The 12,733-nt window shown below is 73.0% G+C and carries 6 protein-coding genes; 2 read left to right on the plus strand and 4 right to left on the minus strand.

Features of this window, described 5'->3' with window-relative positions:
- Positions 1 to 16: 16 nt before the first annotated feature.
- Positions 17 to 2,599 (minus strand): polynucleotide kinase-phosphatase, encoded by a 2,583-nt coding sequence (locus ACNFOC_RS40485; protein WP_416964013.1) that lies wholly within the window; start codon positions 2,597 to 2,599, stop codon positions 17 to 19.
- Complete coding sequence (locus ACNFOC_RS40490) at positions 2,596 to 4,077, minus strand: 3' terminal RNA ribose 2'-O-methyltransferase Hen1 (protein WP_416964014.1); 1,482 nt, start codon at positions 4,075 to 4,077, stop codon at positions 2,596 to 2,598. The genes ACNFOC_RS40485 and ACNFOC_RS40490 overlap by 4 nt, the downstream gene beginning before the upstream one ends.
- A 342-nt stretch (positions 4,078 to 4,419) precedes the next feature.
- Between ACNFOC_RS40490 and ACNFOC_RS40495 the strand changes: the two genes are divergently transcribed.
- Positions 4,420 to 7,665: an FtsX-like permease family protein gene (locus ACNFOC_RS40495; protein ID WP_416964015.1), complete on the plus strand. Its 3,246-nt coding sequence runs from the start codon at positions 4,420 to 4,422 to the stop codon at positions 7,663 to 7,665.
- Between the two features lie 156 nt (positions 7,666 to 7,821).
- Entirely contained in the window at positions 7,822 to 10,770 is a 2,949-nt protein-coding gene (locus ACNFOC_RS40500; RefSeq protein WP_416964016.1) for a hypothetical protein, read from the plus strand.
- Between the two features lie 22 nt (positions 10,771 to 10,792).
- On the opposite strand, the gene ACNFOC_RS40505 is transcribed toward ACNFOC_RS40500, so the two are convergent.
- Positions 10,793 to 11,797: an ABC transporter ATP-binding protein gene (locus ACNFOC_RS40505; RefSeq protein ID WP_416964017.1), complete on the minus strand. Its 1,005-nt coding sequence runs from the start codon at positions 11,795 to 11,797 to the stop codon at positions 10,793 to 10,795.
- Positions 11,798 to 11,944: 147 nt separating this feature from the next.
- Positions 11,945 to 12,616 carry an ABC transporter ATP-binding protein gene (locus ACNFOC_RS40510; RefSeq protein WP_416964018.1) on the minus strand — a complete coding sequence of 224 codons (672 nt, stop codon included), beginning with the start codon at positions 12,614 to 12,616 and terminating at the stop codon, positions 11,945 to 11,947.
- Between the last annotated feature and the right edge of the window lie 117 nt (positions 12,617 to 12,733).

Here is a 12,733-nt window from a genome sequence, read left to right on the forward strand (position 1 = left end):
CCACCCACCCGCACCCTCACAACCGCGGATCCACCGGCTCCGACTCCAGCGCCAGCACCCCGAACACCGCCTCGTGCACCCGCCACAGCGGCTCTCCCTCGGCCAGCCGGTCGAGCGCCTCAAGACCGAGCGCGTACTCCCGGATCGCCAGCGACCGCTTGTGGTTCAGGAACCGCCCCCGCAGCCGCGCGAGGTTGTCGGGACGCGTGTACTCCGGCCCGTAGATGATCCGCAGGTACTCACGCCCACGGCACTTGATACCCGGCTGGACCAACCTCCCCTGCTCGCTGCGCACCACCGCCCCGACCGGCTTGACGACCATGCCCTCGCCGCCACGCCCGGTCATCTCCAGCCACCAGTCGACGCCGGCCCGCACCGACTCGGGGTCACCGGTGTCGACGTACAGCCGGCGGGTGGTCTGGAGCAGGCCGGTGCTGTCATGCTCCACCAGCCGGTCCAGCAGGGCGAGTTGCTCGTCGTGCGGGAGCCCGGCGAGGCTGCGGCCCTGTACCGCGAGGACCTGGAACGGGGCGAGCCGGACGCCGTCGAGGCCGGAGGTGGTCCAGCAGTAGCGCCGGTACGCGTCGGTGAACGCCGAGGCGTCGTGGGCGCGTTCGCGCTGCCGGGACAGCAGCGCGTCCACGTCGACACCCCGCCCGGCGGCACCCTCCAGCGCGGCCAGCGCACCCGGGAACACCGCCCCCGCGGCCGCGCCGACCGCCGCGTACTGACCGCGCAGCAGCCCGGACGCCTTCAGCGACCACGGCATCAACTCCGCGTCCAGCAGCACCCAGTCAGTGTCCAGCTCCGTCCATAGACCCGACTCGTCGAGCGCCGTCCGCAGTCGGCCCAGGATCTCCTCGGTCACCGCACCGTCGTCGAAGAACGGGCGACCGGTACGCGTGTACAGAGACCCCGTCGGCCCGTGCCCGCCGTCCACACCGAACCGCTTAGCCGCCGCCTCCGCGTCCCGGCACACCAGCACCACCGCCCGCGAACCCATGTGCTTCTCCTCGCACACGACCCGCGCGACCCCGTCGTCGGCGTACTGCGCGAACGCCTCCGCCGGGTGCTCCAGATAGCCCTCGACATGCGAAGTCGCCGTCGGGGCCATCGTCGGCGGCAGATACGGCAGCAGGCGCGGGTCGACCGCGAAGCGGCTCATGACCTCCAGGGCCGCCGCCGCGTTCTCCTCGCGCACCGACACCCGCCCGGCGTGCCGGGTCTCCACCACCCGGCGGCCGTGCACGTCCGCCAGGTCGAGCGGACGGCCGTCGTGGCCGCCGGGTGCCTCGGTCCGCAGCGGGCGGGTCGGCTCGTACCAGACCTGCTCGGCCGGTACGTCGACCAGCTCCCGCTCCGGCCAGCGCAGCGCGGTCAGCTTGCCGCCGAACACGGCACCCGTGTCGAGGCAGATGGTGTTGTTGAGCCAGGTGGCCTCGGGCACCGGGGTGTGGCCGTAGACGACAGCCGCGCGACCCCGGTAGTCCTCGGCCCACGGGTAGCGCACCGGCAGGCCGAACTCGTCGGTCTCGCCGGTGGTGTCGCCGTAGAGCGCGTGCGAGCGGACCCGGCCGGAGGTGCGGCCGTGGTACTTCTCGGGCAGGCCCGCGTGGCAGACCACGAGCCTGCCGCCGTCGAGGACGTAGTGGCTGACGAGTCCGTCGATGAACTCCCGTACCTGGGCGTGGAATTCCTCGCTCTCCTCCTCCATCTGCTCGATCGTCTCGGCGAGGCCGTGCGTGTGCTGGACCTTGCGGCCCTTGAGGTAACGGCCGTACTTGTTCTCGTGGTTGCCCGGTACGCACAGCGCGTCGCCCGAGCCGACCATGGACATCACGCGGCGCAGCACGCCGGGCGAGTCGGGGCCGCGGTCGACGAGGTCGCCGACGAAGACGGCCGTACGGCCCGCCGGGTGAACGCCGTCGTCGTAGCCCAACTTGCCGAGCAGGGTCTCCAGTTCGGCGGCGCAGCCGTGGATGTCGCCGATGATGTCGAAGGGGCCGGTGAGGTGGGTCAGGTCGTTGTAACGCTTCTCGGTGACGATCGTGGCGTGGTCGATCGCCTCGACGCCCCGCAGGATGTGCACCTTGCGGAAGCCCTCGCGCTCCAAGCCCCGCAGGGAGCGCCGGAGTTCGCGGGTGTGGCGGGTGATGACACGGCGCGGCATGTCGGCCCGGTCGACGCGGGAGGCGTTGCGCTGGGCGCACACCTCCTCCGGTACGTCGAGCACGATGGCGATGGGCAGCACGTCGTACTGCTTTGCCAGGTCGATGAGTTGGCGTCGGCCGTCCTGCTGGACGTTGGTCGCGTCGACGACCGTACGGCGGCCGGCGGCGAGGCGCTTGCCCGCGATGTAGTGCAGGACGTCGAAGGCGTCCCGGCTGGCGCTCTGGTCGTTCTCGTCGTCCGCGACCAGGCCCCGGCAGAAGTCGGAGGAGATGATCTCGGTCGGCTTGAAGTGGCGGTGCGCGAAGGTGGACTTGCCGGAGCCGGAGGCGCCGATCAGCACCACGAGGGAGAGGTCGGTGACGGGCAGGGTGCGCGCCTTGGCACGGGGCTCGTTCGTCGAGTTCGCTTCGTTCGTCTCGTTCGTCATGCGGCCTTCTCCTCCTTCACGGTCTTCTGCTCGGCGGTGCTGCTCATGGTGAAAACGGCCATCTGGGTGGGCGGTCCCACCTCCGGGTCGTCGGGCCCGACCGGTACGAACTCGACGTCGTAGCCGTGCCGTTGGGCCACCTTCCCGGCCCACTCCCCGAACTCCGCGCGTGTCCACTCGAAGCGGTGGTCGCCGTGCCGGACGTGTCCGGCGGGGAGGGTCTCCCAGCGGACGTTGTACTCGACGTTCGGGGTGGTGACGACGACCGTCCTCGGGCGGGCGGCGCCGAACACCGCGTACTCCAGGGCCGGCAGCCGGGGCAGGTCGAGGTGCTCGACGACCTCGCTGAGCACGGCGGCGTCGTAGCCCTTGAGGCGGTTGTCGGTGTAGGCGAGCGAGCTCTGGAAGAGCTGGACGCGTGAGGCCTGCCGCTCCCCCATGCGGTCGAGCTTGAGGCGGCGGCTCGCGATGGTGAGTGCCCGCATCGACACGTCGGTGCCGACGATCTCCGTGAACCGGGTGTCCTTGAGCAGCGCCTGCACCAACTGCCCCTGCCCGCACCCCAGATCGAGCACGCGGGCGGCACCGGACGAGGTGAGCGCGGCGAGGATCGCGTCCCGGCGCTGCACGGCGAGCGGCGTGGGCTTCTCCTCGGCCTCGGTCTCCGCCTCGACGGCGTTGTCGATCTCCTCGACCTCGCTGTCGTCGGCCTCGGCGAGCCGGACCAGTTCCAGTCGCTCCATCGCCTCGCGGGTGAGGGACCAACGGCGGGACAGATAGCGGCTGGTGATGAGCTTCTGCTCCGGGTGGGTGGGCAGCCAGCCCTCACCGGCGCGCAGCAGCTTGTCGACCTCGTCGGACGCCACCCAGTAGTGCTTGGCGTCGTCCAGGACCGGCAGCAGGACGTACAGGTGCCGCAGCGCCTCGGCGAGGGTCAGCGTCTGCGACTCCAGTACGAGGCTGACGTAGCGCGAGTCGCCCCACTCGGGGAACTCGGCGTCCAGCGCGACCGGTTCGACGGTGACCGTCCAGCCGAGCGGCGCGAAGAGGTTCCGTACGAGATCGGGACCGCCGCGCGCGGGCAGCGCGGGCACCTCGACGCGCAGCGGGAGCGGCTGTCCTGCGCGCTCGGGGCGGGCGTTGCACACGCCCCGCATGGCGCTGGAGAAGACCGCGCTCAGGGCCACGGCGAGCAGTGAAGAGGCCGCGTACGGACGGTCGTTGACGTACTGCGCGAGCGCCGCGTCGGGCGCGCCGCCGCGGCCCTTGCCCTTGCCGCGCCGGACCAGCGCCACCGCGTCGACCTCCAGGAGCAGCGCCGCCGTGCAGCGCGCGGGATCCGCCTCGGGGTAGAGGACGTACGCCTTGCCGTAGGAGGTGGAGAACGCCTGCGCCCTGTCGGGATGCTTGTGCAGCAGGAAACCGAGGTCGGTGGCGGGGCGTTCGGGGGTGCCGGTGGTGCTGATGGTCAGGAACACGGTGGGTATGCCTCGAAACGTCTACGGAGCCTCTGAGCTGGGGAAGCGCGCCGCCGCGGAACTCGGGGCGCCCGCACAACGTACAGCGAACATCCCTCACGTACTCAGGCATTTTCCCTCCGCGCTCCCCCGCCGGGCGGCCGTGACGATCAGCGATTCTTGCGGCGCCGGGGGACGCCTGGTAGGACTGTGGCGCGCCGTCACCGTCACATGTTCGATTCTGCGGGGGTTCATGTGGTCGCCACGGCCCACCCGTCCTCGTCACGGCGGCCTCCTGACGCTCCGCGCCCAACTCGGCGGCGGATTCCGGCGGTTGCCCGGCGGGTCACGCAGCACGGGCTGGTGCTGGCCGCCGTCTCGGTGACCGTGCTGCTGTGTGCGACGGCGCTGGCCGCGCTCGCGGCGCTGGCGGGGAGTTCGGTGCAGGCCGGGGCCGTACGGCGGCTGGCGGCCGATCCCAACGCGCAGGTGAACGTCAACGCGTCCTACCGGGCCGGCGGGATGGCCGTCGCCGACCGGGATGTGCGGGCCGCCGTGGACCGGGTGTTCGCCGGGGTTCCGCAGCGGACGTACGTGGGGCTGCTCGGCACGTCGCCGGTCTCGGTGACCGGGATCGACGGGGTGGGTCCGCCGCGCGGGCCCGGGGGCAGCGGGCTGCATCCGGTCGCGGTTCAACAGGGGGGCGGGTTCGGGCAGTTGATGGCCGGGCGGTGGCCCGCCGGTACGGCCGACGCCCCGGCCGGCGCGTTCACCTCACTGCCCGAGGTGCCGGTCGCGACCGGGTCCACCGCGCCGGTCGACACGGCGGTGCCCGACGCGCTGGCCAAACGCCTTGGTATCAGGCCCGGTTCGAGTCTTCGGGTGCAGGACGCGTTCAGTCGCCCCATGACGCTGCGGGTCACCGGGGTCTTCCGGGCGACCGGTGCCGTCGGGTTCTGGCCCGCGATGGCCGGTGATCTGGCCGAGGGCGGGACCACCGACCAGGATCTGCTGGTGGTCTCGGCGTCGGCGCTCAACGGCAGCGCCGTCCTGAACGGGCATCTGACGGCCCACTGGAGCGTGCAGCCCGACCTCTCCCGGCTCGACGCGGACAGCCTCGCCGGACTCCACGACCGGCTGCTCGCCTTCTCCGGCAGCCAGAGCGGGGTGTCGGTGTTCGGCGGGCGGCAGCCGTCCCTCACCGACCTGACGGTGGCCTCCGGTCTGCCGGGCGCGATCGACGCCCTGACGGTCCCGACGGTCGCGGCCCGCTCCTCCCTGTACCTGCCGGGCATGCTGCTGGCGGTGCTCGCCCTGGCCACCCTGGTGCTGGCCGCCCGCCAGCTGACCGAGCGCCGACGCGACGAGCTGGCCCTCCAACAGGCCCGGGGCGCGGGCACGTTGAGGCTGTTGCGCGGTTCGGCGGCCGAGTGGGCGCTCACCGGCGTACCGGCCGCCGCGGCCGCGCCCTTCCTGGCCGGGCTGCTGCACCCCGGCAGCCGGGGCGCCGACGCGTGGGCGGCCGTAGGACTGACCCTGCTGGTGCACGCGGCGGCGGTGCTGCTGCCCGTGCTGCCGTCGGCGCGCTCGCGGCCGGCCCGCGGCGCACGGGCCGCCGCCGCACAGCGGCTGGGCGCCGACCTGGCGCTGCTGGCCGTGGCGGCCCTGGGGTATCTGGAGCTACGCCGCCACCACTCGCTGATCGCCGACATGGGCACCGGCAGCGCGTCCGCCGACCCGGTGCTCGTCCTGGTACCGACCCTGGTGGCGGGCGCCGCCGCACTGCTGCTGCTACGGCTGCTGCCGCTGACCTCACTGCTGCTGGACGCGTTCGGGCGGCGTAGCCGGGGGCTCGTACTCGCCCTGGCCGGCTGGCAGTTGAGCCGGCGGGCGGCGCGCAACGCGGGGCCGGTGGTGTTGATGTGCCTGGCCGTTTCGGTGAGCGCCTTCGCCACCACCGCGCTGGCCTGTCTGGGCGGACTGGCCTCCGAACAGGCCGAGTTCACCGTCGGCGCGGACGTGCGGATCGATCCGTCGGCGGACGGCGGCTACCCCTCCGCCGTACTGGCCGCCGCCTATCGCGCGCTGCCGGGGGTGACCGGTGTGACACCGGTGACGCGGTCTACGGTGAACCTGCCCGGCGGCGCCACCGAGGACCTCGTCGGCACGATCGGCGGGCCCGCGCCCCGCACCCCGTCGCCGGTCGTCCCCGGGATACCGCTGCCCGGGCGGCCGACCGCGCTGCTGCTGGACGAGCGGCTGCGCAGCGACGGCAGCCGCGCGGCGCCGAGCCTGGAACTGACCGTGCAGGACGCGTCCGGCCTGGTCAGCGTCGTGTCGGCGCGTCTGCCCACCGCTGACGGGGCCAGGCGTACGGTCGTCGTCCCGCTCGATGTGGCGCTGAGCGGTGGCCACCCGCGGACGTATCCGCTGACGGTGACCGCCGTCGCCGTCCTCCCTCAACCGAACACGCCTCCCGCGCGGCTGGACCTGGACCTGATCCGGGTCGGCGCGCGCGGCACCGCGGCCGATGCGATCACCTGGATCCCCCAACTGCCCGGCGGGCAGGCCTGGTCCGACGGCACGGACCACGCCGCCGACTCCACCGAGGGTGCCTGCAAAGGGAAGTTGGCCGACACCTACAACCCCGGTACGCCCGGGGTGTGCTCGATCGTCGCCGACGGTCCGGCCGTGCTTCGGACGACCGTCAGCACCGGTATCCACCCCTCCCAGGCGATCTCGGACTCCTTCGGCGGTCTGTCCGCCAGCGACTACGCCACGCTGCCCGGCAGCCAAGTGCGCCTCGTGGCAGGCCCGGTGGGCGGTCCGGCGCCGCTCCCGGTGCGCGCCGACTCCTCGACGATGCGCGCCGCGCGCCTGCATGTGGGCAGCACCACGACACTCGACCTGGGCGGCGGCCGGATCCCCGCCAAGATCGTGGGCCGCGTCGATTCACCGCCCGGACTGGGCCGCGGACAGGGGCACTTGATCGCCGACCAGCGCCAACTCGCCTCCGCGCTCACGCAGTCCGGTGCCGATCAGCACGACCCGGCGTTCTGGTGGCTGCGCAGCACCAACAGCGCGCGTACGGCCGCCGCCGCCGAGGCGCAGCCCGCGCTGGGCGGCGTCACCACCACGGCACGCACCGCCGCGTCCCTCCAGGCCGACCCGTTCCGCGCCGGACTGCGCCGGGTGCTGGAGCTGGTCCGCTATCTGGCCCCCGGTTTCGCGGTCATCGCCTTCACCGTGCACGCGGTGGTCTCCACCCGGCAGCGCCGCAAGGAGTTCGCGCTGCTCCGGGCGATCGGCGTCCGCGCCGCCGGCCTGTCCGCGCTGCTGGGCGCCGAGCAGGTGGGGCTGGCACTGTTCGCGGTCGTCCCGGGGGCGTTGATGGGCATGGCCCTGGCGTCGGCGGTACTGCCGCTGGTCACCGTGGACGACAGCGGCCAGACCCCCTATCCGCCGCTGCCGCAGATCATTCCCTGGGGCACGGTGACACTGACGGCGGTGGCAACTGCCTTGGCCATCAGTGCGGTTGTGCTGGGGCTGGCGCGGCTGTTGGCCCGGGTGGATCTGGTGCGGGTACTGCGGGCGGGGGAGGACCGTTGAGCCGGGTGGATCTGGTGCGGGTGCTGCGCGCGGGGGAGGACCGTTGAGCCGCGGGGCCGGGCGCGACCGGCGAGGCCGGACAGCGCCCCAACCCCCAGGCGCCGGCGCGATGTTGAGACAACCCATGGGATCAGGCGCGACCGGAAAGGGCGGACCGTGGACACGAGCACGGCGGTGACGCGACCCGTGAGGCCCGGCGCGGCGGTCACGCGGCGGCTGGTCCGCAAGGAGACCCGCGGCGACCTGCCGTTGCTGGCCTGCCTCGCGGTGCTGGTCCTGGTGTTGACGGCGCTGTGCGCGTGGGTCCCCGCCTTCGCGGGCCGCCAGGAGGACCGGGCGCTGCGGCAACGCGTCGACGCCGCGCAGACCCGGGCTCCCCTGATCAGCCTGAGCACCACACCGGAGGTCTTCAACACCTCACCGCCCACTGTGGACATGGCCACCCTGCTCGCCGCCGGCCGCACCCTCACCGAGCACCTCGGCGGCTCCGCCGCACGGCATCTGTCCTTCACCGGCGGCGGCAGCTACGACTACGACCCGGCATCCCTGCTCACCCCCCGGCCGCCGGGCCCGGCGAACGCCGGCACCCAGCTGACGGCCAGTCATCTGCCGTCCGCGCGAACCCATCTCCGCTACGTCAGCGGCCACGCGCCCGCCGATCACACCCCGCTGGACACCGCGCCCCAGATCGGCCTGTCGCAGGCCACCGCGCGGGCGCTGGGCGTCCGGGCCGGCAGCCGGCTGAGCCTCGCGTTCGCCAAGACGCCGGGGGCACAAACCGCGGCGCCCCAGGCCGAGTTGGTGGTGAGCGGCGTCTACCGCGTCACGGCCACCACCGACGACTTCTGGACCGGCCGCGAGACCTTGGACCAGCCCTCGCGCTACCCGGCGGAACGCTCCACCGGCACGGTGCTCGCCGTCCGCGGTCTCGTCGGCCTCGACGCCGCCGACCTGCTGGCCGGCGCCGGGGTGGGCGGGCCCCGGGTGACCTGGCAGTTGCGCGCCGATCTGTCGGGGGCGGCGCTCGACCGGGCCCGCGCGCTGACCGGCCCGCTGTCCCACTACAGCGCGGATCTGAGCGCCGCCCTGTGCCAGGGCAGCGACTGGGTCACCGGCGACATCAGCTGCCAGGTCGGCGGCCAGTCCACCCAGTCCCTGCTGGTGACCGACTCCCTGACCCCGCTGCTCACCACCTTCACGGCTCAGGACCGACAGGCCCGAGCCCTCGCGACGTACGCCGTCGACGCGCTCGCCGCGGTCGCGCTGGCCACCGTCGCCGTAGCGGTACGGCTGCTGCTGCGCCGCCGGCAGCCGCACCTGCGGTTGCAGCGCGCGCGGGGCGCGTCGACCGCGCGGCTGGTGCTGCTGCGCTGTGCCGTGGCCTGGCCGGTGGTACTGGTCGCCGCGCTGCTCGGCTGGGCGACCGGCGTGGCCCTCGCCCCCACCGGAACATCCGGTTCGCCGCAACCCTTGCCCGCCGCCCTCGTCACCGCGGTGGTGCTCCTGACAGTGCCGCTGATGACCTGGCTGGCGGTCCGCGAGCCACGCCGACCCGGCCGACTGCGCCGCACGCGCCGGAGAACCGCCGTAGGCAGGCGCGTGGTCCTGGAACTGACGGTGCTGCTCGCGACGGCGGCGGGCGTGCTCGCGCTGCGCTCGCAGGGCCCCGACGGCATTCTGGGCGCGGTACCGGTACTGGTGGCGCTGACCGTCGTACTCATCCTGCTGCGCGTCTACCCGCTCGCGCTCCGCCTGGCGCTACGGCGGACCCGGCGCGGCCGGGGCGTGGTCGGCTTCGTCGGGGCGGCCCGAGCCGCACATGACGCACCGGCGACCGGACTGGCCCTGTTCGTCCTGGTGTTGACCCTGGGCACGACGGTGTTCGGGGGCCTCGTGCAACGCACGGTCGACGGCGGACTGGCCACGGGCGCGGCCTGGACCACGGGCGCGGACGCGAGCGCGACGGTGGCGGGGACCGTAACTCCGGCCGGAACCACGACCGTTGCGGGGACCGTAACTCCCGCCAGAACCACGGCCGTTGCGGGCGCCGCGCTCCCCGCCAAATCCACCACCGCCACCACCACCGCCGGTACCCCCACCCGCATACGGACCGCCCTACAGCATCTCCGCACCCTCGACCTCGCGGGGCAGGCCGACGGCGCGGTGGTCTCCCAGGTCGCCGTGATCACCGTGGATCCGCGCCAACTGGCCGCCATCGCCCCGAAGTCACCGCTGGCGGCCGCCCTGCTGTCCGGACTGGGCACCCCGTCGGGAACCCGGACCGGCGCGGACGTCCCGCTGCCGTCCTTCCTCTCCCCCGACCTGCGGGCGAGAGAGCGGACGGGCGGCTTCACGACCACCGTGGTGCCCCAGGGACAGCCCCCGGTGAACCTGACCCTCGAACCGGTCGGCACCCTCACCACCGAGGAACTGCGCGACCCCCTCCTCGGCCCGATCACGGCACAGATCCCCGCCGGAACACCGATGCTGATCACCACCGCCACCGCCGATCACCTGCTGCTCCAACAGGCTTCGGGCAGCACCGTCCTGCTCCTCAAGAGCGACGGTCCCGCCACCCCCAGTCCCACGGCACTGCGGTCGGCGGCGGCCAAGGCGCTCGGGCCGCTGGCCCGGATCCGCGTCCGCTCCGAGACGCTGAACACCCTGCGCGCGGACGGCCTGACGCAGGGCCTCGGCACGGTCTACACGACCGGTTCGATCCTGGCCGCGCTGTCCGGCCTGCTCGCGCTCGCCCTGGAACTGACCCTCACCTCGCACGAGCGCAGCCGCACCACCTCGTTCCTGCGCACCCTCGGACTCGGCGCCAAGGAAGCCGGGGCGATCCACTTCCTGCAACTGCTGCCGCTGGCGGTGGCCTCGGCGGTGGGCGGCACCCTGCTCGGCCTGCTCGAACCGCGGCTCCTGGCAGGGACGTTGGACCTACGCCAGTTCACCGGCGGCCCGGCCCAACCGGCACTGCACACCGACTACTCACTGACCCTCACCCTCGTCGCCGGCGTGACCACACTGATCCTGACGGCCGCGGCAACCGAGACGATCCTCGCCCGCAGGCGCCAACTGGGGGCCGTACTGCGCCTGACCTGAACGCCCGCTGAGAACAAGCCAGTTACTGCACACCCTCAGTGCCGTCAGTGCCGTCCGCCTCGGACTTCGCCCGTCGTGCCGCCTCGTCGGGCCATACGCCGATGTGGTCGCTCTCCAGCGCCAGCCGTACCCGCTTGCGCAGGTGCAGGCGCTCGGTGAACTCGGACGGCAGTTGCAGGCGGCCGCTGGCGTCCAGTACCGCGTACTCCTCGGCGGTGAGCACCTCGACGCCGTCCTCGCCGGTGGCGACCCGGCGCAGCACCTCGGTGGAGGTACGGCCGTTGCGGATCCGTACGGTGCGCTGGACCTGTTCGGACACCAACGCGTCGTGGGTCACCACGATCACGGTGACGCCCAGTTCCTCGTTGGCCCGGCGCAGCGCGGCGAAGACCTCGTCGCTGGTGGCGGTGTCGAGTTCGCCGGTGGGTTCGTCGGCGAACAGCACCCGGGGCTCGTTGGCGTTGGCCACGGCGACGGCGACCCGCTGCTGCTCACCGCCGGAGAGCGTGTCGGGCGTACGGTCCCGGCAGTGGCCGACGGACAGCAGGTCGAGCAACTCCTCCGCCCGCGCCCGGCGTTGGGAGCGCTTGATCCCAGTGTACGTCATCGGAAGCATCACGTTCTCGGCCGCCGAGAGATACGGCAGCAGGTTGCGGGAGGTCTGCTGCCAGACGAAACCCACGGTGCCGCGCCGGTAGCCGAGCCGCTCGCGGCGCTTCATCGCCAGCAGGTCGTGTCCGGCGACCTCGGCCGCACCCGCGGTGGGCACGTCCTGGCCGGAGAGTATGCCCAGCAGGGTGGACTTGCCGGAGCCGGAGGCCCCGATCACCGCGATCATCTCGCCCTCGGCCACGGCCAGATCGAGCCCCTGGAGGGCCTGCACCTCGACGCCCTCGGTCTGGTAGATCCGCACCAGGTTCTCGCAGACGACCAGCCCCTCCTCGCGCCGCGGGGCGGCGGCCTCGGCGGCCCGCCGCCGCAGCTCGCCCAAGTCCGGTGCCTCGGTGGGCTGTTGGTGAACTGCCACACGGTCCCCCGAGGAGATGGAGATGGAAAGAGAGATGAAGATGGAGACGGAATCTGCGGATAACGATGTCGGGCCGCCGCCAGGGTCGTGCGGAAGGCCGACGACGCGGTCAGTCGCCGTCAACGCAGCCAGTCGTCGACGATGCGGTCAGTCGTCGTCGACGATCCGGCCGTCGCGGAGTTCGAGCACCCGGTCGGCCAGCGCGAGGAGTTGGGTGTCGTGGGTGGCGACGAGGGCGGTGACGGACTCGCTGCGGACGACGGCGCGCAGCAGGTCCATCACGGTCAGACCGGTGTCGGCGTCGAGCTGGCCGGTGGGTTCGTCGGCGATGATCAGGGCCGGGTTGTTGGCGAGCGCGCGGGCGATCGCGACCCGCTGCTGCTGACCGCCGGACAACTCGCCGGGACGCTGATCGGCATGGTCGGAGAGACCGACCAGGGACAGCAACAGGTCGACGCGGGCCTCGCGTTCGCGGACCGGGACCTTCCGCAGACGCAACGGCACCCCGACGTTCTCGGCGGCGGTCAGGATCGGGATGAGCCCGAAGGACTGGAAGACGAAGCCGATACGGTCGCGGCGCAGCGCCAGCAACGCGTCGTCGCCGAGCCCGGCCAGGTCGGTCCCGTCCAGGGTGATCCGGCCGCCGTCCGGAGTGTCGAGCCCGCCGACCAGGTTGAGCACGGTGGTCTTCCCGGACCCGGATCGCCCCCTGAGCGCGACGAGTTCACCGCGCGGCACGCTGAAGGAGACCCCGCGCAGGGCATGGACGGCGGTGTCGCCGCTGCCGTAGGTACGGCGCAGATCCTCGACGACCACCATCGCGCCGCCCGGCGCCCCGGCCGGCGCGCCGGACTCTAGCTCCTGGTCGGTGATCGGGAGGTGCAGCCGGTCGCGGAAGCCCTTGAGGTCGGCGACCGTCAGCTTCTTCATCTGGTG

Origin of the sequence: Streptomyces colwelliae, assembly GCF_048158785.1 — a bacterium.
Taxonomy (GTDB): Bacteria; Actinomycetota; Actinomycetes; order Streptomycetales; family Streptomycetaceae; genus Streptomyces.

What these genes read in the sequence shown, in the direction of transcription:
- ACNFOC_RS40485 (WP_416964013.1), bottom strand. Translation starts at nt 2,599, where the DNA reads ATGACGAACGAGACGAACGAAGCGAACTCGACGAACGAGCCCCGTGCC.
- ACNFOC_RS40510 (WP_416964018.1), bottom strand. Translation starts at nt 12,616, where the DNA reads ATGGTGGTCGTCGAGGATCTGCGCCGTACCTACGGCAGCGGCGACACC.